Source organism: Pseudomonas sp. REST10, assembly GCF_029542605.1.
GTDB classification, from domain to species: domain Bacteria; phylum Pseudomonadota; class Gammaproteobacteria; order Pseudomonadales; family Pseudomonadaceae; genus Aquipseudomonas; species Aquipseudomonas khazarica.
Map to the genome: position 1 here is coordinate 2,110,217 of NZ_CP035677.1, position 23,464 is coordinate 2,133,680.

The 23,464-nt window shown below is 66.4% G+C and carries 24 protein-coding genes; 18 read left to right on the forward strand and 6 right to left on the reverse strand.

Going from position 1 to position 23,464, the window contains the following annotated elements:
• Positions 1 to 98: 98 nt before the first annotated feature.
• Genes phnL through phnP form a run of 4 tightly spaced genes read left to right on the forward strand, consistent with a single transcriptional unit; the run spans position 99 to position 3,268 of the window.
• On the forward strand, positions 99 to 815 hold the full coding sequence (gene phnL, locus EWH21_RS09885) for a phosphonate C-P lyase system protein PhnL (RefSeq protein ID WP_037057166.1): 717 nt from the start codon (positions 99 to 101) through the stop codon (positions 813 to 815).
• A complete protein-coding gene (locus EWH21_RS09890; RefSeq protein ID WP_277700405.1) occupies positions 805 to 1,950 on the forward strand; it encodes an alpha-D-ribose 1-methylphosphonate 5-triphosphate diphosphatase in 1,146 nt (381 codons plus the stop codon). Before phnL ends, EWH21_RS09890 begins: the two co-directional genes overlap by 11 nt.
• Positions 1,950 to 2,528 (forward strand): phosphonate metabolism protein/1,5-bisphosphokinase (PRPP-forming) PhnN, encoded by a 579-nt coding sequence (gene phnN, locus EWH21_RS09895; protein WP_277700406.1) that lies wholly within the window; start codon positions 1,950 to 1,952, stop codon positions 2,526 to 2,528. The genes EWH21_RS09890 and phnN overlap by 1 nt, the downstream gene beginning before the upstream one ends.
• Positions 2,519 to 3,268 (forward strand): phosphonate metabolism protein PhnP, encoded by a 750-nt coding sequence (gene phnP, locus EWH21_RS09900; protein ID WP_047587851.1) that lies wholly within the window; start codon positions 2,519 to 2,521, stop codon positions 3,266 to 3,268. The genes phnN and phnP overlap by 10 nt, the downstream gene beginning before the upstream one ends.
• 313 nt (positions 3,269 to 3,581) lie before the next feature.
• Here the strand turns inward: phnP and EWH21_RS09905 are convergent, their stop codons facing one another.
• From EWH21_RS09905 to EWH21_RS09915, 3 genes are all read right to left on the reverse strand, one after another.
• Positions 3,582 to 4,199 (reverse strand): NAD(P)H-dependent oxidoreductase, encoded by a 618-nt coding sequence (locus EWH21_RS09905; protein WP_277700407.1) that lies wholly within the window; start codon positions 4,197 to 4,199, stop codon positions 3,582 to 3,584.
• Positions 4,192 to 5,586, reverse strand: a complete 1,395-nt coding sequence (locus EWH21_RS09910; RefSeq protein ID WP_037056931.1) for a class II fumarate hydratase — start codon at positions 5,584 to 5,586, stop codon at positions 4,192 to 4,194. The genes EWH21_RS09905 and EWH21_RS09910 overlap by 8 nt, the downstream gene beginning before the upstream one ends.
• A gap of 85 nt (positions 5,587 to 5,671) precedes the next feature.
• The gene (locus EWH21_RS09915) at positions 5,672 to 6,682 is read right to left on the reverse strand and encodes a DUF2804 domain-containing protein (protein ID WP_047587846.1); all 1,011 of its coding nucleotides are present in this window, start codon (positions 6,680 to 6,682) and stop codon (positions 5,672 to 5,674) included.
• 337 nt (positions 6,683 to 7,019) lie between these two features.
• Between EWH21_RS09915 and EWH21_RS09920 the strand changes: the two genes are divergently transcribed.
• From EWH21_RS09920 to EWH21_RS09940, 5 genes are all read left to right on the forward strand, one after another.
• Complete coding sequence (locus EWH21_RS09920; RefSeq protein WP_230622743.1) at positions 7,020 to 7,457, forward strand: DUF2059 domain-containing protein; 438 nt, start codon at positions 7,020 to 7,022, stop codon at positions 7,455 to 7,457.
• A gap of 11 nt (positions 7,458 to 7,468) precedes the next feature.
• Positions 7,469 to 7,762 (forward strand): BolA family protein, encoded by a 294-nt coding sequence (locus EWH21_RS09925; RefSeq protein ID WP_037056937.1) that lies wholly within the window; start codon positions 7,469 to 7,471, stop codon positions 7,760 to 7,762.
• 274 nt (positions 7,763 to 8,036) lie between these two features.
• Positions 8,037 to 8,975 (forward strand): rhodanese-related sulfurtransferase, encoded by a 939-nt coding sequence (locus EWH21_RS09930; RefSeq protein ID WP_047587840.1) that lies wholly within the window; start codon positions 8,037 to 8,039, stop codon positions 8,973 to 8,975.
• A gap of 3 nt (positions 8,976 to 8,978) precedes the next feature.
• Positions 8,979 to 9,611 (forward strand): DsbA family protein, encoded by a 633-nt coding sequence (locus tag EWH21_RS09935; RefSeq protein WP_277700408.1) that lies wholly within the window; start codon positions 8,979 to 8,981, stop codon positions 9,609 to 9,611.
• Positions 9,604 to 11,385: an ABC transporter ATP-binding protein gene (locus EWH21_RS09940; RefSeq protein WP_277700409.1), complete on the forward strand. Its 1,782-nt coding sequence runs from the start codon at positions 9,604 to 9,606 to the stop codon at positions 11,383 to 11,385. The genes EWH21_RS09935 and EWH21_RS09940 overlap by 8 nt, the downstream gene beginning before the upstream one ends.
• 266 nt (positions 11,386 to 11,651) lie before the next feature.
• On the opposite strand, the gene EWH21_RS09945 is transcribed toward EWH21_RS09940, so the two are convergent.
• Positions 11,652 to 12,515 carry a LysR family transcriptional regulator gene (locus tag EWH21_RS09945; RefSeq protein WP_037056919.1) on the reverse strand — a complete coding sequence of 288 codons (864 nt, stop codon included), beginning with the start codon at positions 12,513 to 12,515 and terminating at the stop codon, positions 11,652 to 11,654.
• 95 nt (positions 12,516 to 12,610) lie between these two features.
• Between EWH21_RS09945 and EWH21_RS09950 the strand changes: the two genes are divergently transcribed.
• The 8 genes from EWH21_RS09950 to EWH21_RS09985 all read left to right on the forward strand — a co-directional run bounded on the left by EWH21_RS09950 (position 12,611) and on the right by EWH21_RS09985 (position 21,771).
• Entirely contained in the window at positions 12,611 to 13,348 is a 738-nt protein-coding gene (locus EWH21_RS09950) for a CTP synthase (protein ID WP_277700410.1), read from the forward strand.
• A complete protein-coding gene (locus tag EWH21_RS09955; RefSeq protein WP_277700411.1) occupies positions 13,345 to 13,671 on the forward strand; it encodes an antibiotic biosynthesis monooxygenase in 327 nt (108 codons plus the stop codon). Before EWH21_RS09950 ends, EWH21_RS09955 begins: the two co-directional genes overlap by 4 nt.
• A 234-nt stretch (positions 13,672 to 13,905) precedes the next feature.
• On the forward strand, positions 13,906 to 14,991 hold the full coding sequence (gene hppD / locus EWH21_RS09960) for a 4-hydroxyphenylpyruvate dioxygenase (RefSeq protein WP_047587829.1): 1,086 nt from the start codon (positions 13,906 to 13,908) through the stop codon (positions 14,989 to 14,991).
• A 4-nt stretch (positions 14,992 to 14,995) separates the two neighbouring features.
• A complete protein-coding gene (locus tag EWH21_RS09965; RefSeq protein WP_277700412.1) occupies positions 14,996 to 16,135 on the forward strand; it encodes a homogentisate 1,2-dioxygenase in 1,140 nt (379 codons plus the stop codon).
• 78 nt (positions 16,136 to 16,213) lie between these two features.
• Entirely contained in the window at positions 16,214 to 17,200 is a 987-nt protein-coding gene (locus EWH21_RS09970) for a fumarylacetoacetate hydrolase family protein (protein WP_277700413.1), read from the forward strand.
• Positions 17,201 to 17,299: 99 nt separating this feature from the next.
• Positions 17,300 to 17,950 (forward strand): maleylacetoacetate isomerase, encoded by a 651-nt coding sequence (maiA, locus tag EWH21_RS09975; RefSeq protein ID WP_037056904.1) that lies wholly within the window; start codon positions 17,300 to 17,302, stop codon positions 17,948 to 17,950.
• Positions 17,951 to 18,041: 91 nt separating this feature from the next.
• Positions 18,042 to 19,502: a sodium-dependent transporter gene (locus EWH21_RS09980; RefSeq protein ID WP_047587824.1), complete on the forward strand. Its 1,461-nt coding sequence runs from the start codon at positions 18,042 to 18,044 to the stop codon at positions 19,500 to 19,502.
• A gap of 319 nt (positions 19,503 to 19,821) precedes the next feature.
• Entirely contained in the window at positions 19,822 to 21,771 is a 1,950-nt protein-coding gene (locus tag EWH21_RS09985; RefSeq protein ID WP_273255489.1) for a methyl-accepting chemotaxis protein, read from the forward strand.
• Positions 21,772 to 21,794: 23 nt separating this feature from the next.
• On the opposite strand, the gene EWH21_RS09990 is transcribed toward EWH21_RS09985, so the two are convergent.
• Positions 21,795 to 22,208, reverse strand: coding sequence for a VOC family protein (locus EWH21_RS09990; protein WP_277700414.1), 414 nt, complete (start codon positions 22,206 to 22,208; stop codon positions 21,795 to 21,797).
• A gap of 61 nt (positions 22,209 to 22,269) precedes the next feature.
• Between EWH21_RS09990 and EWH21_RS09995 the strand changes: the two genes are divergently transcribed.
• Positions 22,270 to 22,572, forward strand: coding sequence for a putative quinol monooxygenase (locus EWH21_RS09995; RefSeq protein ID WP_277700415.1), 303 nt, complete (start codon positions 22,270 to 22,272; stop codon positions 22,570 to 22,572).
• Positions 22,573 to 22,626: 54 nt separating this feature from the next.
• Here the strand turns inward: EWH21_RS09995 and EWH21_RS10000 are convergent, their stop codons facing one another.
• The gene (locus EWH21_RS10000; RefSeq protein WP_277700416.1) at positions 22,627 to 23,400 is read right to left on the reverse strand and encodes an SDR family oxidoreductase; all 774 of its coding nucleotides are present in this window, start codon (positions 23,398 to 23,400) and stop codon (positions 22,627 to 22,629) included.
• Between the last annotated feature and the right edge of the window lie 64 nt (positions 23,401 to 23,464).

The following is a 23,464-nucleotide window of genomic DNA, read 5'->3' on the forward strand; positions in this document are numbered from 1 at the left end:
TGGATAAAGCGCCATCCACCCTACGACAGATGGGCGTTTCTCCCCTCTCCCGCGACTGGGGGAGGGGGCAGACCGTGCCTAGGGTATTCGAGGTGTGTATGAACAACCTGATCGAGGTCACCGGCCTCAGCAAGACCTTCACCCTGCACCAGCAGAACGGCGTCGTCCTGCAGGTGCTGCGTGACCTGAACTTCAGCGTGCGCGGCGGCGAGTGCCTGGTGCTGCACGGCCAGTCCGGCGCAGGCAAGTCGACCCTGCTGCGCACCCTGTACGGCAACTACCTGGCTGCCGGCGGCAGCATCCGCATCCGTCACCAGGGCGAAGCGGTGGAACTGGTCGGCGCCGAGCCGCGCCAGGTGCTGGCGGTACGCCGGCAGAGCCTGGGCTACGTCAGCCAGTTCCTGCGGGTCATCCCGCGGGTCTCGACCCTGGACGTGGTGATGGAGCCGGCCCTGTCGCGCGGCTGGGCGCGCAGCGATGCCGAGGCGCGGGCCAAGGCGCTGCTGACCCGGCTGAACATCCCCGAGGCGCTCTGGCAACTGGCGCCGGGCACCTTCTCCGGCGGCGAGCAGCAGCGCGTCAATATCGCCCGCGGCTTCATGGTCGAGTGGCCGCTGCTGCTGCTCGACGAGCCCACCGCCTCGCTGGACGAGACCAACCGCCAGGTGGTGCTGCAGCTGATCGCAGAGGCCAAGGCCGCCGGCAGCGCGCTGATCGGCATCTTCCACGACCGTGCTGCCCGCGAGGCGGTGGCCGATCGTTACCTGGACATGAGCGCCGCCGCGGCGCAACCGGAGTACGTGTATGTCGTCTGAACAGATTCTCAGCAATGCCCGCATCGTCACCGCCGATCGCGAGTTCCTCGGCTCCTTGCTGCTGCGCGACGGGCTGATCGCCGCTGTCGACGAGGGCGCCAGCCAGCTGGCGCAGGCCCAGGACCTGGGGGGTGACTACCTGTTGCCGGGGTTGGTGGAACTGCACACCGACAACCTGGAGAAACACATGAGCCCGCGTCCCGGGGTGGACTGGCCGTCGGCGTCGGCGGTGCTCACCCACGACGCCCAGATCGTGGCCGCCGGCATCACCACGGTGTTCGATGCGCTGTCCATCGGTGACATCAACCCGCGTGGTCGACGCATGCAGCAATTGCCGGCGATGATCGAGGCCATCGCCGCCGCCGAGGCGGCCGGGCAGACCCGCGCCGAGCACCGCCTGCACCTGCGCTGCGAGCTGTGCCACCCCGATGCGCTGAGCCTCTATCGAGATCTGGTGGAGCACCCACTGGTGTCGCTGGTGTCGGTGATGGATCACTCGCCGGGCCAGCGTCAGTTCGCCAAGGTGGAGAAGTACCGCGAGTACTACATGGGCAAGTACCACCTGAGCCCGGCGGAGATGGAGGAGTTCCTCCAGGAGCAGATCGCCAATTCGCGCCAGTACAGCGACCGCCAGCGCCGCGCCATCGTCGAGGACTGCCATGGCCGGGGCATCTCGGTGGCCAGCCATGACGACGCCACCCTGGCCCATGTGCAGGAGTCGGCCGACTTCGGCATGGCCATCGCCGAGTTCCCGACCACCCTGGAGGCGGCCGAGGCCAGCCACCAACTGGGCCTGAAGGTGCTGATGGGGGCGCCGAACGTGGTGCGAGGCGGTTCGCACTCCGGCAATATCGCCGCCGCCGAACTGGCGCGTCACGGTGTGCTGGATATCCTTTCCAGTGACTACTATCCGGCCAGCCTGCTGCACGCCGCCTGGCTGCTGGCGGGGCAGGACAACGACTATGATCTGCCTGCGGCCATCGCCACCGTGAGCCGCGCACCGGCCAGGGCGGCCGGCCTGGACGACCGTGGCGAGATTCGCGTAGGGTTGCGCGCCGACCTGCTGCAGGCCAGGGCGCATGGCGAGCAGCCGGTGATCCAGCAGGTATGGCGGCAAGCACGAAGGGTGTTCTGATGCAGGGCAGGTTGATCTATCTGATGGGGCCTTCGGGCTCGGGCAAGGACAGCCTGTTGCAGGCCGCACGTGCGCCGCTGGAGGCGCACGGCTGCCGTTTCGCCAGGCGGGTGATCACCCGTAGCGCCGAGTCGGTGGGCGAGGACGCCGTGGGCGTGACCCCGGCCGAATTCGAGCGCCTGGAAGGCGAGGGCGCCTTCGCCCTGAGCTGGCGTGCCAACGGCCTGGCCTATGGCATCCCGAGCGAGATCGACGCCTGGCTGGGCAGCGGGCAGGACGTGCTGATCAACGGTTCGCGCGGCCATCTCGAGGCCGCCCGTCAGCGCTACCCGCAACTGCTGGCGATCCTCTTGCGGGTCGATGAGTCGGTACTGCGCCAACGCCTGCTGGCCCGTGGCCGGGAGACGCCGGAGCAGATCGAGCAGCGCCTGGCGCGCAGCCGCAGCTTTGCCGCCGGGGGGCAGGACGGCGCTGCGGCGTCAGGGCAACCGCTCTGCGTGTTGGACAACTCCGGGCCGTTGCCACAGACCGTCAGCCGCCTGCTGCAATTGCTCGACGAGGCGCGCCAATGCGCCTGACCCTGCTCGGCACCGGCGATGCCCGCCAGGTGCCGGTGTACAACTGCAGCTGTGCGGCCTGCGACGCGGCGCAGGTCTACCCGTCACGCCGCCGCCGGCCCTGCTCGGCTTTGATCGAATGCGGGGCGCAGCGCTGGCTGATCGACAGCGGCCTGAGCGACCTGACCGAGCGTTTTCCGCCGCACAGCTTCAACGGCATCCTGCAGACGCATTACCACGCCGACCACGCCCAGGGGCTGCTGCACCTGCGCTGGGGCCAGGGCCTGGTGATCCCGGTGCATGGCCCGGATGACCCGGAGGGCCTGGCCGACCTGTACAAGCACCCCGGCATCCTCGATTTCAGCCAGCCCTTCGCGGCCTTCGAGCGTCGCCAGCTGGGCGAATTGACCGTCACCGCCGTGCCGCTGACCCACTCCAGGCCGACCTTCGGCTACCTGTTGCAGGGGCAGGGCAGGCGCATCGCCTACCTCACCGACACCGTCGGCGTGCCCGAAGCCAGTTGCGCCGAGCTGCAGCGGGCGCCGCTGGATCTGCTGGTGCTCGACTGCTCCACCGCGCCGCAACCGGTGGCGCCGCGCAATCACAACGACCTGACCCGTGCCTTGGAGATCATCGCTCGCCTGCAGCCGGCCCATGCGGTGCTGACGCACATCGGTCACAGCTTCGATGCCTGGCTGCTGGACCACCCCGATGCCTTGCCGGCAGGCGTCAGCCTGGCCAGTGACGGCCTGGTGCTGTAGCCCGGATGCAATCTGGGGATGTGCAAGGTGTGGGTGTCCGGCAGTGAAGCGCTGTGGTGGATGGGTGAAGCGTCATCCACCCTACGGCCTGATACATCCATAAATCGTGCGCGTAGCCCGGATGCAATCCGGGAATGTGCGGGGTATGGGTGTCCGGCAGTGAAGCGCTGTGGTGGATGGGTGAAGCGTCATCCACCCTACGGCCTGATACATCCGTAAATCGTGCGCGTAGCCCGGATGCAATCCGGGGGTATGCAGGGTGCGGGTGTTCGGCTGCGAATCGCTGTGGTGGATGGGTGAAGCGTCAGCCACCCTAGGTTCGGGCGCCCAGTATTTCGGCCTTGCGCAGCCAGCCCTGGCGCTGCTCTTCGGTGGATGGCCGCACCGGGGCGAACTCGCTCAGGCGACGGGTCCTGATGCCGCAGAAACCGAGAATGGTGCGCACCATCTGCCGATGCGCCGGGGCGCCGTAGATCCAGCGGAAGTACCAGCGCGGCGTGTCCATGGTCACCAGCAGGTCGGCGCTGCGTCCGCTGAGCAGCTTGTCCCAGAGCTGCGAGCGATTGCGATACCTGAAGGCGAAGCCGGGCAGGAACACGCGGTCGAAGAAGCCCTTGAGCAAGGCCGGCACGCCACCCCACCAGACGGGATAGACGAACACCAGGTGTTCGGCCCAGTGGATCAGGCGCTGCGCTTCGAGCAGGTCCGGTTCCAGGTTCTGGCTCTGGTCATAACCGTCGCGCAGTATCGGATCGAACTGCATTTCCCCGAGCCTGAGCTGGCGCACCACGTGTCCCTTGCCGCGTGCACCGTGGCTGAATGCCTCGGCCAGGGCGTGACAGAGGCTGTCCTGCTTCGGCGAGCCGAGAACCAGCAGGATGCGCTTGCCGTCTCCTTCCAGCGGCGTTGCGCCGCTCTTGCCCTCACTCATGCCAGCCGGCTCCGAGCATGTCCTGTGGGCGTACCCACTGGTCGAACTGCTCGTCGTTCAGGTAGCCGAGCTGCAGCGCGGCCTGGCGCAGCGTGCTGCCTTCGTTGTAGGCCTTCTTGGCGATCTCGGCGGCCTTGTCGTAGCCAATGTGCGGGTTGAGCGCGGTGACCAGCATCAGGCCGTTCTCCAGGTGGGCGGCCATCTGCGCGGCGTCCGGCTGCAGGTCGGCGACACAGTGCTGCTGGAAGTTGCGGCAGCCGTCGGCCAGCAGGCGGATCGACTGCAGCAGGTTGTGGATGATCACCGGCTTGAACACGTTGAGCTGCAGATGACCCTGGCTGGCAGCGAAGCTGATGGTGCTGTCGTTGCCCAGCACCTGGCAGGCGAGCATCGACAGCGCCTCGCACTGGGTCGGGTTGACCTTGCCGGGCATGATCGAGCTGCCCGGTTCGTTGGCGGGCAGGCGCACCTCGGCGAGACCGGCGCGCGGCCCGGAACCCAGCAGGCGCAGGTCGTTGGCCAGCTTCATCAGGGCCACGGCCAGGGTCTTCAGCGCGCCGGAAAGCTGCACCAGCGGCTCATGGCCGGCGAGGGCGGCGAACTTGTTCGGGGCGCTGGTCAGCGGCATGCCGGACAGCGCCGCCAGTTCGGCGGCCATCGCCTCGGCGAAGCCTGCCGGGGCGTTCAGGCCGGTGCCGACGGCGGTGCCGCCCTGGGCCAGTTCGCACACCGCAGGCAGCGCCGCGCGGATGGCGGCCTCGGCGTGGCCGAGCTGGGCGACGAAGGCGGACAGCTCCTGGCCGAAGGTGATCGGCGTGGCGTCCATCATGTGCGTGCGCCCGGTCTTGACCAGGCTGGCGTGGCGCTGCGCCTGCTCCTGCAGGCCGTCGCGCAGTTCGGCCAGGGCCGGCAGCAGGCAATGGCGAACGTCCTGCACCGCGGCGATGTGCATGGCGGTGGGGAAGCAGTCGTTGGAACTCTGCGCGCGATTGACGTGATCGTTGGGATGCACCGGGGTCTTGCCGCCGCGCTGGCCGCCAGCCAGTTCGTTGGCGCGGCCGGCGATCACCTCGTTGACGTTCATGTTGCTCTGCGTGCCGCTGCCGGTCTGCCAGACCACCAGCGGGAACTGCGCGTCGTGCTGGCCTTCGAGCACTTCGTCGGCGGCCTGCTCGATCAGCCGGGCGATGTCGGCTGGCAGTTCGCCGTTGCGGCTGTTGACCCGCGCAGCGGCCTTCTTGATCAGGGCCAGGGCGTGCAGCACGGCCAGCGGCATGCGCTCCTGGCCAATGGCGAAGTTGATCAGCGAGCGTTGGGTCTGCGCGCCCCAGTAGGCGTCGGTGGGGACTTCGATGGGGCCGATGCTGTCGGTTTCGGTGCGGCTCATGGCGTTCTCCGGGGCAAATGCGAGGGTGCTGGCAGTTTAGGTCGCGCTGCCGGAGACTGGTTCCGCAACTTCTCTATCGCCCCGATTACCAGCGGGCGTGAGTCTCTCCCAGCCAGCCCAGCGCGCCGTCCACCGGTACCCGCTCGCCCTTGGGGCCGCGCAGCACGCCGGTGAAATGACCGAAGTGCTGGACGGTGTTGGCATGGAACGGGCCGATCTTGGGGCAGGCCTTGTGCAGCTGGCGTGGAGCGAAGCGCAGGGATACGCGGTCGTCTTCGCTGTCCAGGCGCCAGGGGGTGAGGGGCGCGTGGGAGGTCCGCTCGATATGCATCGGGCTGCCCAGTTGCTGCACTTCGCCGCCGAACCACAGCGAGTTTTCCGACAGGCCACTGTGGTCCAGCCAGCCCGAGCCGAAGTTGCCGGCGATGCCGCCAGCGGCGGCGAACGCGGCGCGTTGCCAGTAGCTGTTCAACGGCCAGACGCCCCGGCCGAAATCGAGGGCGGCAAAACTCTGCCCCGGCGTACAGCTGTAGTGCTTGCGCCCCAGTTGCAGGCTGCCGGCGGTGGGCAGTCCCAGTTGCCGGCTGGTGGCGTGGAAGCCGCCATTCTGCATGGGCGCGACCAGATTGACCGATTCCAGGTGGGCCGGGCGCTGGATATCCAGTGCCACCTGCATGGGCTGGCCACCGATATCGGGCGCCGCAGCGGTCAGGCGCAGGCGGCCGGAGTGCTCATCGATGCGCAGCTGCAGCCGGGAGTGGCTGAAGGAGTGGCTTTCCAGGGGCAGGTCGGGCAGTTGGCAACCGAGGGCGAAGGGGCGGAGCTGGGTGTGGGCCACTGCCTGGCCGCTTTCCAGGTCGAGGAAGTAGGCGGCGCCGTAGCCGAGGTAGTCGAGATCGGCCAGGGTCAGCGAGAGCATCCACTGCGGGGTGGTGATGCACCAGTGATTCCAGCGCTTGCGCCGTCCGGCGTGGCCCCGCAGGGCGCAGTCGACGAGGGGGCGATTGGACCAGCCAATGGCTTCGTCCAGCAGTTTGCCCTTGCTGTCGCAGAGCGGCTGGAGCCGAAAGGGCGCATGTGAGGCGAAGCTGTTCATCGAGCACATCCATGTTTGTGCGCGGGCTGGCGATCAATTGCCGGGTCGAGGAGTGCGCACGCCTTGCTGGAGATAATGGCTGGAGGCAGACAGAATGCCGAGCCTGCCCAAGCATGAGCAAGTACTGGCACTTTGGCAACTGACCAGTGGGTGCGCCGGTGGGCAACACGGCTGTGAGCCAGCGCACAGTTCGCGACGCTTGAGCGAAATTGGCGCAGGGCACAAAATGCCGGCACCGTAGTCTACCCAGACTCATTCATCACCGTTGGAACCACTCATGCCCCGTTTCCACCAGTTGTGTGCCGCCGTACTGCTCGCCGCCGGCTCGTCCCTGGCCATGGCCGATGCCGCCAGCCATGCCGCCGATGCCGAGCGCTTCCTCAAGCTGGCCCACGCTGACAAGCTGACCGTGCCGGTGTACGGCCAGGTGCAGCAGATGTTCGCCCAGCGTTTTGCCCAGGCGCCGGAAGGCAAGCAGGCCGTGCTGGAGAGCTACCAGGCCAAGGCCAATGCCGCACTGGACAAGGCCGTGGGCTGGGACAAGCTGAAGCCGGACATGGTCAAGCTCTACACCAGCAACTTCGACGAGAAGGAGCTCAAGGAGCTGATCCGCTTCTACGAGTCGCCGCTGGGGCAGAAGGTGTTGCAGAAGATGCCGATGCTGACGGCGCAATCGGCACAGATCACCCAGGGCAAGCTGGAAACCGCCGTGCCTGAGGTGAACAAGCTGCTGGCCGACATGAGCAACGAGCTCGGCCTGCCGAAACAGCCCTGATGGAGCCCAAGATGTCCAAGCAAGACCTGATCGTCACCGCCCTGGCCGGGCTGCAGCCCGAGCACCTCGAGGTGCTGGACGAGAGCCACATGCACAGCCGTGGCCTGGAAACCCACTACAAGGCGGTGATCGTCAGCCCGGCGTTCGCCGGGTTGAACGCGGTCAAGCGGCATCAGAAGGTCTATGCCACGGTCGGTGAGCTGATGGGCCAGATCCACGCGCTGGCGCTGCACACCTACACCCCGGAGGAGTGGGCTGCGCAGGGCACGGCGCCCGCTTCGCCGACCTGTCGCGGCGGGCATTGACCTGGCCCGGATGAAACCTGCGGCAGCATTGCCGCAGATTTCCCGGGTGGCGCTGTGCTCAATCAGGTCAATGCCGGGCTAGCCGAAGACGCAATCCGGGGCGGCGAGCGTTCCCGGATTGCGTCCGGGCTACGCGGCAGGCTGTCGCGCCCTGTCGCCAACTTTCCCCGCTGATTGGCCGCTTTGCTACAATCGCCCCCGCGCCGGCCCATGCCGGCGTTTTTCATGTCACCCGGTCCGCCCTTTACGTGGGCGACTACTGAGAGAACTGTTCATGACTGACAAGATCGTCGTGGCGGCGCTGTATAAATTCGTCTCCCTGGCGGATTACCAGGCGCTGCGCGAACCCCTGCTGCAAACCCTGCTCGACAACGGCATCAAGGGCACCCTGCTGCTCGCCGAAGAGGGCATCAACGGCACCGTTTCCGGCACCCGCGCGGCCATCGATGCGCTGCTCGCCTGGTTCCGCCAGGATGCCCGCCTGGCCGATATCGACCACAAGGAATCCTACTGCGACGAACAGCCGTTCTATCGCACCAAGGTCAAGCTGAAGAAGGAGATTGTCACCCTCGGTGTGCCGGGCGTCGATCCCAACCAGCGTGTCGGTACCTACGTCGAGGCCAAGGACTGGAATGCCCTGATCAGCGACCCCGAGGTGCTGCTGATCGATACGCGCAACGACTACGAGGTGTCGATCGGTACCTTCGAGGGCGCGATCGACCCCAGGACCAAGACGTTCCGCGAGTTTCCCGAGTACATCCGCCAGCACTTCGACCCGAGCAAGCACAAGAAGGTGGCGATGTTCTGCACCGGCGGCATCCGCTGCGAGAAGGCCTCCAGCTACATGCTCGGCGAAGGTTTCGAGGAGGTGTACCACCTCAAGGGCGGCATCCTCAAATACCTCGAGGACGTACCGCAGGAAGAGACCAAGTGGCAGGGCGACTGCTTCGTCTTCGACAACCGCGTGACCGTGCGCCACGATCTGTCGGAAGGCGACTACGATCAGTGCCATGCCTGCCGCACGCCGATTTCCGTGGAAGAGCGCCAGTCCGAGTTCTACAGCCCTGGCGTCAGTTGCCCGCATTGCTGGGACTCGCTGCCGGAGAAGACCCGTGAAGGCGCGCGCGAGCGGCAGAAGCAGATTGAGCTGGCGCGTCAGCGTAACCAGCCACACCCGATTGGCCGAGACCCCCGCCAACTGAACGAGGCCTGATGCATGACCAGCCGCCTGCTCTACGTGATGGACCCGATGTGTTCCTGGTGCTGGGGCTTTGCGCCCGTCGCCGAAGCGCTTGCCGAGCAGGCCGCCGCAGCCGGTGTGGCGCTGCAGATCGTGGTGGGTGGCCTGCGGCGCGACCAGATTGCGGTCGATGCGGCAGCGCGGGTGCGTTACCTGGGGTACTGGCAGGCGGTCAATGCCAGCACCGGGCAGCTGTTCGACTTCGAGCGCGGCCTGCCGGAGGGCCTGGTGTACGACACCGAACCGGCCTGTCGCGCCCTGGTCACCGCACGCAGCCTGGATGCGGGCAGTGCCTGGACACTGCTCAAGCTGATCCAGCAGGCCTTCTACACCGAGGGTGCCGATGTCACCCAGGCCGGCGCGCTGGTGCAACTGGCGGAGCAGGCGGGCATCCCGCGCATCGAGTTCGCCGAGGCGTTCGACAGCCAGGCGATGCACGATGCCACCCTGGCCGACTTCACCTGGGTGCAGGACCTCGGCATCGCCGGCTTTCCCACCCTGCTCGCCGAGCGCGACGGCCAGCTGGCGCTGCTGACCAACGGCTATCAGCCGCTGGAAGCCCTTTCACCCCTGCTGGGACGCTGGCTGGAGCGTGCCGGCCATGCCTGATAGGTTGAGCTGGGCGCAGATTCGGCGCCTGGCCCTGCGTCACAAGAAGGCGCTGCTGCTGGCCAACCTGGTGGCGGTGCTGGCGACCCTGTGCAGCGTACCGATTCCCCTGTTGTTGCCGCTGCTGGTCGACGAAGTGCTGCTGCATGATGGCAACGCCGCGCTCCAGGTGATGGACCGCTTCTTGCCGGCCGGCTGGGAAACGGCGGCCGGCTACATCGGCCTGATGCTGTTGCTGACCCTGCTGCTACGCAGCTCCGCGCTGGTCTTCAACGTGTTGCAGGCGCGCCTGTTCGCCAGGTTGTCGAAGGACATCGTCTATCGCATCCGCGTGCGCCTGATCGAGCGCCTCAAGCGCATTTCCCTCGGCGAGTACGAGAGCCTGGGCGGCGGCACCGTGACCACCCACTTGGTCACCGACCTGGACACCCTGGACAAGTTCGTCGGCGAGACCCTGAGCCGCTTTCTGGTGGCGATGCTGACCCTGGTCGGCACGTCGGCCATCCTCATCTGGATGCACTGGCAGCTGGCGCTGCTGATCCTCCTGTTCAACCCGCTGGTGATCTACGCCACGGTGCTGCTGGGCAAGCGCGTCAAGCACCTGAAGAAGCTGGAGAACGACAGCACCTCGCGCTTCACCCAGGCGCTGACCGAAACCCTGGAAGCGATTCAGGAAGTGCGCGCCGGCAACCGCCAGGGGTATTTCCTCGGGCGCCTCGGCGGCCGTGCCCGCGAGGTGCGTGACTATGCCGTGGCCTCGCAGTGGAAGAGCGATGCGTCCAGCCGCGCCAGTGGCCTGCTGTTCCAGTTCGGTATCGATGTGTTCCGCGCGGCGGCGATGCTCACCGTGCTGTTCTCCGACCTGTCCATCGGCCAGATGCTCGCCGTGTTCAGCTACCTGTGGTTCATGATCGGCCCGGTCGAGCAGCTGCTCAGCCTGCAGTACGCCTTCTATGCCGCGGGCGGTGCGCTGACGCGCATCAACGAGCTGCTGGCGCGCCAGGACGAGCCGCAGTACGTCGGCCAGGTCGACCCGTTCAAGGGCCGCGACACCGTCGGCATCGAGGTACAGGGGCTGACCTTCGCCTATGGTGACGAACCGGTGCTGGACCGACTCGATCTGTCCATCGGCCCCGGCGAGAAGGTGGCCATCGTCGGCGCCTCGGGCGGCGGCAAGAGCACCCTGGTGCAGCTGCTGCTCGGCCTTTACACGGCGCAGGCCGGCACCATTCGCTTTGGCGGCAGCAGCCTGGAGGAAATCGGCCTGGACTGCGTGCGCGACAACGTCGCCGTGGTGCTGCAGCATCCGGCGCTGTTCAACGATACGGTGCGCGCCAACCTGACGATGGGCCGCGAGCGCAGTGACGAAGCCTGCTGGCAGGCGCTGCGTATCGCCCAGCTGGCCGACACCATCGCGCTGCTGCCGCAGGGCCTCGACAGCGTGGTCGGGCGCAGCGGCGTGCGCCTGTCCGGCGGGCAGCGCCAGCGCCTGGCGATTGCCCGCATGGTGCTGGCCGAGCCCAAGGTGGTGATCCTCGACGAAGCCACCTCGGCGCTGGACGCCGCGACCGAATATGCCCTGCACGAAGCCCTGGCGCAGTTCCTCGAGGGGCGCACCACGCTGATCATTGCTCACCGCCTGAGTGCGGTGAAGCAGGCCGACCGCGTGCTGGTGTTCGATGGCGGCAGCATTGCCGAGGATGGCGACCACCAGCAGCTGATCGCCGAGGGCGGGCTGTACGCCAAGCTGTACGGGCACTTGCAGCAGGGCTGAGCCGGCAGGGGCTTTGGCGCGGCGCTGCAAGCAGGGTTTCGCGGCTGAAGCGGAATGCCACCCAGCCGCTCCTGCAGGTGGACGATGTTGACTGACCGCTGCCGCTGAGGCCCCGGATTTCATCCGGGCTACAACGCGGCTCGACTCACGTAGCCCGGATGCAATCCGGGGTGCCGTGCAGGCGGATACCCGCGGGCACTGACCTGTCGCGGCTGAATCCCCTCCCACGTGGGGTGCCGTGAGGCGGATATCTGCGAGTGCTTGTCTCAGGCGCTGCTTTTCAGCGCCTTGCCCAGCTCCTCGAACAGCGTCTGCACCGAGCGCAAGGCGCGGCAGTCGGGGCGGGTCAGCAGCCAGAGTTCGGTGTCGCAGCCGGCCAGGGGTTCGCTGAGCGCCCGTAGGTCGGGCTGGCTGCGCAGGACGAAGTCGGGCAGGGCGGCAACGCCGAGCCCGGCACGGGTCAGCTGAGACACGGCGTACATGCTGCTGCAGCGGTAGCTGGGCATGACCCCCGGCAATTCGCGCAGGCGCCAGAGCACGGTGGCGTGGTCCGGCATCGACTCGTCCGGGGCGATCCAGCTCTGCCGCGCCAGGTCGCTGCGGTCCTGCCCGTCGTCACGTGCGCAGACCACGTAGGACACCTTCGCCAGCCGCCGGCCAACCAGGTGCTCCGGTGGCTGGTTGGTCAGGCGCAGCGCCAGGTCGGCATCGCGCCTGCTCAGGTTGGCGAAGTCGTTGGAGGTCACCAGCTCCAGCGACAGCGCCGGGTAGTTGGGCATGAAGCGCGCGAGTGCCGGCAGCAGCAGGCTGCTCAGGACCGCGTCGGTGCAGGTCAGGCGTACCGTGCCGCTGACCACGTGCTTGCCCTGTTCCAGGGCCACGCGGGCGGCGTCCAGTGCCTGTTCGGCGTGCTCGGCCTGCTCGGCCAGGGCCCGCGCGGTCTCGCTGGGCTCGTAGCCGCGCCGGCTTTTCTCGAACAGTGCCACGCCCAGTGCGGCCTCCAGCCGCCGTACGGCGCGAAACACCGTCGAGACGTCCACCTGCAGCAGTTCGGCGGCACGGGCCAGGGAGCGGCCACGCACCAGGGCGAGTACCAGGGAAAGGTCGGCGTGGTCGATCTGATATTGCATCGCTGCAATTCCTGCTTGTCAGTTTGCCAATTATTATTGCGTAAGCGCCCTCTTATAGTGGCAGGTAAACCGCCATGCAAGAGGGGGAGATGCGCATGTACAGCAAGTGTCGAGTCAGGGTCGCCCTGGTGGGTGAATTCAATGCGGCGATTACCGCGCACCGGGCCATTCCCGAGGCGCTGCGGCTGGCTGCCGAAGCCCTGGGCGTGGCGGTCGAACACGACTGGCTGGGCACCGACAGCATCGTCGACGATGCGGCCCTGATGGCCTATGACGGCATCTGGTGCGTACCGGGCAGCCCCTATGTCAGTGCCGATGGGGCATTGCGTGCGATCCGCTTCGCCCGTGAGCAGGGCGTACCGTTCCTCGGCACCTGCGGCGGTTTCCAGCATGCGCTGCTCGAGTACGCGCGCAATCGCCTAGGCTGGTCGGATGCCGAACACGCCGAGCTGTCGCCGCAGGCGCAGACGCCGTTGATCGCGCCGCTGGCCTGCGCCCTGCAGGATGTCAGCGAGCGTGTGCACCTGGTTTCGGGATCGCGTATCGCCGAGCTGTACGGTGTGCGCGAAATCAGCGAGCAGTACCTGTGCCGTTATGGCCTGGTCGATGCCTTCGTCGAGCCGCTGATGGCGCAGGCGCTGAAGGCCTCCGGGCATGATGAGGCCGGTGCGGTGCGCGCCATCGAGCTGGAGGACCATCCGTTCTTCATCGCGACCCTGTTCCAGCCCGAGCGGGCCGCGCTGCAAGGTCGCCTGCCGCCGCTGGTGGCCGGGCTGGTCGGGGCCTGTGCCGTGCAATCGGTGCACGAGGCCCATCTGGAGCAGGCTTCGTGATCGCGGCCACGCCGGAGCCTCCCTATTACGTGGTGATGTTCACCTCGCTGCGGACGCCGGTCGATGCCGGCTACGCCGAGGCGGCGCAGCGCATGCTCGAACTGGCCGCCCGGCAACCTGGCTTTCTCGGCGTGGAGTCGGCGCGCAGCGACGGGCTGGGGATCACCCTGTCGTACTGGCAGAGCGAGGAGGCCATTCGCGCCTGGCGCGAGCATGCCGAACACACGCAGGTCCGCGAGCAGGGACGCAGCACCTGGTACTCGGCTTTCGTCACGCGCGTGGCCAAGGTGGAGCGCGCCTACGCTTTCGCGCGCCCGGACTGACGGCCAGCGGCAAGCCCACTCACCAAGCTGTAAAGAAAAGCTTACGTTTTACGGGGCTGTGGATGCTCCGCCCGCCAGGTTTTCAGGGCTGTAAGGAATAATTGCCATTGCTGCACTCGGCCACCGCGGCGAGATGCCGCAAGCCATCTTGAGAGCGGCTCTGCGCTCGGTTGTCATGAGGTTGTCCGCAACGCATTCGTGCGCTTGCCATAACAATGACAATCAGGAGGCAGAATGAACGCCGTGGCCAAGATCGAGCAGCACAACCCCATCGGGACCGACGGTTTCGAGTTCGTCGAATTCACCGCACCGAGCGCCGAAGGCATCGAGCAACTGCGTCAGTTGTTCACGGCCATGGGCTTTACCGAAACCGCCAAGCATCGTTCGAAGGAAGTCTGGCTGTTCCAGCAGAACGACATCAACATCGTCCTCAATGGCAGCCCTACCGGCCATGTCCGTGCCTTCGGCGAGAAACACGGGCCGAGTGCCTGCGCCATGGCGTTCCGCGTGAAGAATGCGGCCCAGGCGGCTGCCTACGTCGAGCAGCAGGGCGCCACGCTGGTCGGCAGCCACGCCAACTTCGGCGAACTGAATATCCCCTGTGTCGAGGGCATCGGCGGCTCCTTGCTGTACCTCGTGGATCGCTATGGCGACAAGAACATCTACGACGTCGACTTCGAGTACATCGAAGGCCGTAGCCCCAACGACAATGCCGTCGGCCTGCAGTGCATCGACCACCTGACCCACAACGTGCGTCGCGGCCAGATGGACGTATGGTCCGGCTTCTACGAGCGCATCGCCAACTTCCGCGAGATTCGCTACTTCGATATCGAGGGCAAGCTCACCGGCCTGTTCTCCCGCGCCATGACCGCGCCTTGTGGCAAGATCCGCATCCCGATCAACGAGTCGGCCGACGACAAGTCGCAGATCGAGGAATTCATCCGCGAATACCATGGCGAGGGTATCCAGCACATCGCCCTGAGCACCGACGACATCTACGCCACCGTGCGCCAGCTGCGCGCCAATGGCGTGGACTTCATGACCACCCCGGAGACCTATTACGAGAAGGTCGACAGCCGCGTCGCCGGTCATGGCGAGCCACTGGACCAGCTGCGCGAGCTGAACCTGCTGATCGATGGCGCACCGGGCGATGACGGCATCCTGCTGCAGATCTTCACCAACACGGTGATCGGCCCGATCTTCTTCGAGATCATCCAGCGCAAGGGTAACCAGGGCTTCGGCGAGGGCAACTTCAAGGCGCTGTTCGAATCCATCGAAGAGGACCAGCTGCGGCGCGGCGTGATCAAGGCCGAGGAGTGATTCCATGAGCCGCAAATGGATCAGCTTTCCCCTGCGTGAGGGTGATTGTTCGCGGCAGGCGCATTGCGACCTGCCGCAGGACACCTACGAGCGCGAGATGGGCCGCGAGGGGTTCTTCGGCCCCACCGCGCACCTGCATCACAAGCATGCGCCGACGGGCTGGATCGACTGGGAAGGGCCGCTGCGCCCGCACGCCTTCGACTTCAACGAGGTGCCCAGCGAGCGAGACTGCCCGCTGGCTGCGCCGCTGACCCTGCACAATGCCGACGTCAAGTTGCGCGTCTGGCGTACCCACGGCGCCATGCGCCACCTGGTGCGCAACGCCGATGGCGACGAGCTGCTGTTCGTCCATGAAGGGGCCGGGCACCTGTATTGCGACTTCGGCCATCTGCCGTACCGTGACGGCGATTACCTGCTGATCCCGCGCGGTACCGCCTGGCGCATCGAGGCGAGCACGCCGAGCTATTTCCTGCTGATCGAGAACACCGACGGTGCCTACCAGCTGCCGGACAAGGGCCTGCTCGGCCCGCAGGCGATCTTCGACCCGGCGGTGCTGGAACATCCGCACATCGACGATGCCTTCAAGGCGCAGCAGGACGAGAACACCTGGCAGATCCGCATCAAGCGGCGCGACCAGATCAGTACCGTGACCTATCCCTACAACCCGCTGGACGTGGTCGGCTGGCATGGCGACAACACCGTGGTGCGTCTCAACTGGCGCGACATACGCCCGCTGATCAGCCATCGCTACCACCTGCCTCCGTCGGTGCACACCACCTTCGTGGCCAACGGTTTCGTGATCTGCACCTTCACCCCACGCCCGGTGGAGTCCGATGCGGGCGCGCTCAAGGTGCCGTTCTTCCACAACAACGACGACTACGACGAGGTGCTGTTCTACCACCGTGGCAACTTCTTCAGTCGCGACAACATCGAGCAGGGCATGGTCACGCTGCACCCATGCGGCTTCCCCCATGGCCCGCATCCCAAGGCGCTGAAGAAAAGCCAGGTCGATCCGGCGACCTTCATCGACGAGGTGGCGGTGATGATCGACACCCGTCGTGCGCTGGAGGTGGGCGAGGCCGCCGCAGCCGTGGACGTGCCCGAGTACGTCAATTCCTGGCGCGCGCCGGGTGCCCAGGGTTAAGGGGCGGGCATCGATCGCCCCGCTCCCGCGAGAGGGAGCGGGGCTGCCCGCACGCCAACAGACGAATAGGTAGCAAGCATGAAACTCGCATCACTGAATCAGGGCCGCGACGGTGTTCTCGTCGTGGTCTCCCGTGACCTGAGCCGCGCCGTGCGCGTGCCGCAGGTCGCCGCCACCCTGCAGGCCGCACTGGACGACTGGAGCGCGCTGCGGCCCAGGCTGGAGGCGGTCTATCAGCGTCTCAACGACGGTATGGAGGAGGGCGCCTTCGCCTTCGACCAGGCGGCCTGTCACAGCCCGCTGCCGCGTGCCTACCACTGGGCCGATGGCAGTGCCTACGTCAATCACGTGGAGCTGGTACGCAAGGCCCGTGGCGCCGAGATGCCGGAAAGCTTCTGGCATGACCCGCTGATGTACCAGGGCGGTGCCGATGCCTTCATCCCGCCGCACAGCCCGATTCGCCTGGCCGACGCAGCCTGGGGCATCGATCTGGAAGCCGAACTGGCGGTGGTCACCGACGACGTGCCGATGGGGGCCACGCCGGCCGAAGCGGCGGGTCACATCCGCCTGCTGATGCTGGTCAACGACGTGTCGCTGCGCAACCTGATCCCCGGCGAACTGGCCAAGGGCTTCGGTTTCTACCAGAGCAAGCCGTCGTCGAGCTTCTCGCCGGTGGCCGTGACCCCGGACGAACTGGGCGACAGCTGGAGGGATGGCAAGGTGCATCGGCCGCTGGTGTCGCACATCAACGGCGCGCTGTTCGGCCAGCCGAACGCCGGCGTGGACATGACCTTCAACTTCCCGACCCTGGTCGCCCATGCCGCCAAGACCCGTCCGCTGGGGGCCGGCAGCATCATCGGCTCGGGCACCGTGTCGAACTACGACCGCAGCGCCGGTTCTTCCTGCCTGGCGGAAAAACGCATGCTGGAGATCGTCGAACAGGGCGAGGCGAAGACGCCTTTCCTGGCCTTCGGTGACCGGGTGCGTATCGAGATGTTCGACGCCAGCGGCCAGACCATCTTCGGTGCCATCGATCAGGTGGTGGAGCGTTACGACGCCCGCTGATCCATCGGCGCGACTGCAGGAGCGTTTTTAGCCGCGATGCTCGGTTGAATCGCGGCTGCAGCCGCTCCCACGCAGGTTGCGTTTCGAAAGGAATTCGCAATGTTGAAACTCTATGGCTACTGGCGCTCCAGCGCCGCCTACCGCGTGCGTATCGCCCTCAATCTCAAGGGCCTGGCCTACCAGCAGTTGCCGGTGCACCTGCTGCGTGACGGTGGCGAGCAGCATGCCGCCGAATACCGGGCACTGAACCCGCAGGGCCTGCTGCCGCTGCTGGTCGACGAACAGAATGGCGGCGTGCGCATCGCCCAGTCGCTGGCGATCCTCGAGTACCTGGAAGAGATCTTCCCGGTACCCTCGCTGTTGCCCGCCGATCCGGCCGAACGTGCGCAGGTCAGGGCGCTGGCCCTGCACATCGCCTGCGACGTGCATCCGCTGAACAACCTGCGCGTGCTGCAATACCTGGGCAACCAGCTGGGCGCCGACGACGCGGCGAAGAACGCCTGGTACCGGCACTGGGTCGCGCTGGGCCTGGCCGCGGTGGAGGAAGGGCTGGCGCCGTTCGACGGGCGCCTGTCGCTCGGCGCGCATCCGGGTTATCTGGAAGCCTGTCTGATCCCGCAGCTGTATAATGCGCGGCGTTTTAACTGTGACCTTGCCGCGTACCCACGCATTGTCGCCATGGCGGCGCGCTGCGAACCCCTGGAGGCCTTCCGACTGGCCGCCCCGGAGGTGCAGCCCGACGCTCAGTGACACCTCCGGCTTTCATCCAAGCCTTGCATTCCGCCGTGCCACAAGCACGGCGGGTCCGATCCCGTCACAGATAAAAACAAACAGGTGACGCATGACTCGTGAAAAACCGAAGAATCTCTGGCTCTCGCGCTGGGGCTTCATCCTCGCAGCAACCGGCTCGGCCGTCGGCCTGGGCAACATCTGGAAATTCCCCTATATCACCGGTGAGTACGGCGGCGGTGCCTTCGTGCTGATGTACCTGGCGTGTATCCTGGCCATCGGCATTCCGGTGATGATGACCGAGATCGCCATCGGCCGGCGTGGCCGTGGCAGCCCCATCGACGCCATCGGCCGCGTGGTGCGCGAGAACAACGGCAGCCCGCTGTGGAAGGCCGTCGGCGGCATGTCCATGCTCGCCGGCTTCATGATCCTGTGTTTCTACGTGGTCGTCGCCGGCTGGGCCTTCGCCTACACCTGGAAGATGCTCGACGGCTCCCTGGCGGCCACCAGCGTGGAAGCGCTCGGTGGGGTGTTCGAGGCGCACAACGCCAACCCCTGGCAGCTGGGTGGCTGGAGCGTGCTGGTGGCGCTGCTGACCCTGTGGATCGTGGCCAAGGGCGTGCAGAAGGGCATCGAGAATGCGGTGCGCTGGATGATGCCGGGCCTGGCCCTGATGCTCATCGTGCTGGTGGGCTATGCCCTGACCAGCGGCAGCTTCAGCGCCGGCTTCGGTTTCCTGTTCCATTTCGATGCCTCGAAGATCACGGGCGAAGCGCTGCTGGCGGCGCTGGGCCATGCCTTCTTCACCCTGAGCCTGGCCTCCGGGGCGATTCTCACCTACGGCTCCTACATCCCCGACGGCCAGTCCATCGCCCGCACTACCTTCATGGTGGCCATCTGCGACACCTGCGTGGCGCTGCTCGCCGGCCTGGCGATCTTCCCGATCATCTTCGCCAACGGCATGAGCCCGAGTGCGGGCCCGGGGCTGATCTTCATGAGCCTGCCGCTGGCGTTCCAGCAGATGCCGTTCGGCACGGCCTTCGGCGTGCTGTTCTTCGCCATGGTCTCGATCGCTGCGCTGACCTCGGCGATCTCCATGATCGAGGCCACCGTGGCCTACCTGAACGAGAAGCACGGCGTCAGCCGCCTGCGTGCCGCCATGGTGTCCGGGGCGGTGCTGCTGCTGATCAGCCTGCTGGCGATGCTGTCGTTCAACCTGCTGTCCGGCTGGACGCCGCTGGGCAAGAACTTCTTCGACTGGCTGGACTACCTGACCTCGCGCTGGATGATGCCCCTGGGCGGTATCTTCATGGTGATTCTCGCGGGCTATGCGCTGCGCGGCGAGATCATGCGCGATGAGCTCGACCTGCCGCCGGCCGGCTATGCGCTGTGGCTGTTCATGGTGCGCTACGTCAGCCCCGTGCTGATCATGGTGGTGTTCCTGCATGCGCTGGGCTGGCTGCTGTTCGACCCGGTCGCGCAGTGGTACTGGATCGCCGGTGCCATCGGCGCTCTGGCCGTGGTGGGTGAGGTATTGCGTCCACGCGTGATGCCGGTGCTTGCCGGCCGCTGAACACAGGCAGGTAGGGTGTCAGCCAAGGCGCAGCTTCTGATGGAGCTGCGCCTTTTTCATTTGCCGCGTGGCGCGCGGCGGGGGGCGGGAAGTCGCCAGTTATTCGGCGCCAGTAAGCGGATATTTGCCGAAATGCGCCAGCCAGCGAGCGGGCAGTGGCTATCCTCAGACTGTTCGTTTGGCCAATTGCCAGCACTCAAGCGGTGCCAGGTGCCTGCCGATAGGTTGTTCTCGGCATGGCACAGCAGTTGCCTGTTCAGTCGATCAGGTCGCACCCACGAGGTACGACTGCAATAAGAAGAACTGGAGCGACCCCCATATGTTCAAGCCTGCCGCGCGTCTGTTTGCCAACCTTGCCGTGGGCAAGAAACTCCTCATCGGTTTCGGTCTCGTGCTGCTGCTCACCGCCGCGATGACCGGCAGTGGTTATCTCGCCGTCCAGGCCGTGCTCCAGGGGCACGCGCAGGTCGGCCAGCTGGCGCAGGTCAACCAGGAAATCCTCCAGGCGCGTCGTCTGGAGCGCAACTTCGCCATCGAGCAGAGCCCGGAGAGCGCCGAGCGTGTGCGCGAGAGCCTGCGCAAGGTACAGGGCATGCTCGAGCAACTGGCGCAGCAGAGCGTGGAAAGCAGCCGCGTACAGACCATGCAGCAGGCCACCGCCGAATACCTCAAGCAGTTCGACAACTACGTCGAACAGCAGGGCAAGGCACGCGAAGCCCGCCAGGACATGCGCACCGCTGCCGCCGAGGCGCGCGACCAGTTCGAAGTGATCGAGCTGGACATGTATGACGCCGTGCGCGAACTGCGCCTGCAAGGTGACCGGCTGCGCGGCAGCGATCCACTGACCCTGGCGGAAACCGCCTCCGGCCTGAGCAAGCGCATGCTTGATCTGCGCGGCCAGGAAAGCCTCTACATCATCGACGGCTCACCCAAGGCGCTGGAAGAGTGGGAGTACGTCAGCGAAGACCTGCAGACCGTCGCCCGCAGCCTCACCGTCTGGCTCAACGACGATCAGAAGGCGGCCATCGACACCGCCTTGCAGGCACTGACCCTGTACCAGCGCTCCTTCCTCTACTACCAGCAGCTGCGCGAACAGAACCATACGACCGAGAAGGCCATGATCGAGCGTGCGCGCTCGGTGGTCGACCTGGCCGAGTCGGCCCAGGTCAGCGCTGAGCAGAGCATGCTCGGTGATAGTCAGCGCGCCTTGCTGATGCTCGGCGTCATGGGTGCTGCGGCCATCGTGCTGGGTATCTGTGCCGCTTTGCTGATCACCCGCCTGATCGTCGGCCCGCTGCGTCAGAGCGTGAGCTTCGCCCAGCGTATCGCCTCCGGTGATCTCAGCCAGGACATCCCGCAGGACCGCCGCGACGAGGTCGGGCAACTGCTCGCGGCGATGCAGGACATGACCCTGAGCCTGCGCAATCTGGTGGGACGCATCGGCGGTGGCGTCGGGCAGATCGCGGCGGCGGCCGATCAGCTGTCGGCGATCACCGCGCAGACCAGCGCCGGTGTGCAGACGCAGAAGCTGGAAACCGAGCAGACCGCCACGGCCATGCACCAGATGGCCGCCACCGTACAGGAAGTGGCGCAGAACGCCGAGCAGGCTTCGCTGGCCGCACGTGACGCGGACCTGGAGGCGCAGCAGGGCAATCGCGTGGTGCAGCAGGCCGTCGAGCAGATCGACAGCCTGGCCGGTGAAGTGGAGCACTCCGCTGAGGCCATCGCCGCGCTGAACAAGGAGAGCGCACGCATCGGCAGCGTGCTGGAGGTGATCCGCAACGTCGCCGAGCAGACCAACCTGCTGGCGCTCAATGCTGCCATCGAGGCGGCGCGTGCCGGCGAGCAGGGGCGCGGTTTCGCGGTGGTCGCCGATGAGGTACGGGCGCTGGCCAAGCGTGCGCAGGACAGCACCGAGGAAATCGAGACCCTGATCGCCAGCCTGCAGCGCATGGCCAAGGACGCCGTGCAGCAGATGGACAGCAGCCGCGACCTGACCCGCCGCACCGTGGAGCTGGCCGGCGAGGCGGGGGATGCCCTGGGGCGCATCACGCAGGCGGTCAGCACCATCGAGCAGATGAACCAGCAGATCGCCGCGGCTGCCGAAGAGCAGAGCGCGGTGGCCGAGGCGATCAACGAGAGCGTCACCCGGGTGCGCGACATCGGCGAGCAGAGCGCCACGGCGACCGAGCAGACCGCTTCCTCCAGCGCCGAGCTGGCGCGCCTGGGCGTGGAGCTGCAGGGGCTGGTCGGGCAGTTCCGTACCTGAGTGACCCGCTTGCGGCTGCCTGATCAGGCGGCCGGGCTGAAGCGCTGGCCCGATATCGCCGGGTGATAGAGCGGCTGGACCTTGTTGCCGGCAGGGTCCAGCAGGTGAAAGCTGCGCGCGCCGTCGCCATGCTCGAACGGGCTGTCCAGCAGCGTCACGCCGCAGGCCTTGAGGTAGTGATACCAGGCATCCAGTTCCTCGGCGCTGTCGACGATGAACCCGTAATGATCGACCAGCGGTACGCCATGGCTCTCGGCGTAGGCACGGCCGAGCGAAAGGTTGTCGTTGCCACAGGTCAGGTAGACCAGGTCCTCGTTGGCGCGGTGCAGCACTTGCATGCCCAGCACATCCACATAGAAACGCTCGCAGGCTTCCAGGTTGGGTACCAGCAGGGCCAGGTGGCGCAGACCATTGAGACGGGACGGGCGTTCGAGCATTTCTTTGCACTCCATTATGTATACAATAATTCTTCAAATATAAAACATATTGGAGAATGCAGTGTACGTGCTATTGCTCAAGACCAGACTCAAGCCTGGCCGGTTCGACGCGTTCATGTCTGCCATGCAGGTCAACGCCGCCGCCTCGGTGCGTGATGAGCCGGGCTGCCTGACTTTCGACCTGATGCGTGACCGCAGCGATCCCGATCTGGTCTGGCTGTACGAGGTGTATGTCGACGAGGCGGCTTTCGAGGCGCATACGCGCACTGCCCATTTCCTGGCCAGCCGCCCGCTGGTGGAGCCACTGATCGAGCGTCAGGACGCTATCGAGGCCGATATGCTGGCGCTCAATCCGTCGCGCTGAAGGGCGCACGGCTAGCCGCGGGCGTCATGCGCAGCGCGGCCGCCGGTACAGCCTTCAGCCCAGGTGAAAACCGCCGTCGATGGGGATGACCGTACCGGTCATGTAGGCACCTGCGCTGCCGGCCAGGGTCAGGGCCAGGGCGGCCATCTCTTCCTCACGGCCCCAGCGCTGCATCGGAATCACGGCGGTATCGGCGGCCAGGGCGGCCTCATCCTCGGCGATGAAGCGGGTCATCTTGCTCGGGAAGCGCCCCGGAGCGATCACGTTGACGTTGATATGCTCGCTCACCAGTTCCTTGGCCAGCATGCGTGACAGCTGATGCAGCGCGGCCTTGCTCGGTCCGTAGGCATAGGCCTGTTCGCCTATGGCGCTGATCCCGGCCACCGAACCGATGTTGATCACCCGCGCCGGGCACGCTGCCGAACCAGCCTCGCGCAGCAGGGGCAGCATCTGCTGGATGCAGCCGAACACCGAGGTGACGTTGAGCTGCATGACCTTCTCCCAGCCCTTGGCCGGGTAACTCTCCAGCGGCGCGCCCCAGGTGGTGCCGGCATTGTTGACCAGGATGTCCAGGCGCTGGATGCGTTCGCCCAGCTCCCGCGCCAGCGCCTGCACGCCTTCTTCGCTGGCCAGGTTGGCGGCGATGCCGGTGCACTGGCCGAGCTGCGACAGCTTGGCGGCGGTCTGTGCGCAGGCCTCGCCGTCACGCGCGCAGACATAGACATGGGCGCCGGCTTCGACGAAGGCCTTGGCGATCATCAGGCCGATGCCGCGGGTGCCGCCGGTGACCAGGGCGGTACGCCCGGCAAGAGAAAAGTACGGATGCATGAAAAGGCCTCGCAGGATATTGAGGCCTTCACCCTAGGACGTTGCAGCAGCTAAAGCAGGCATC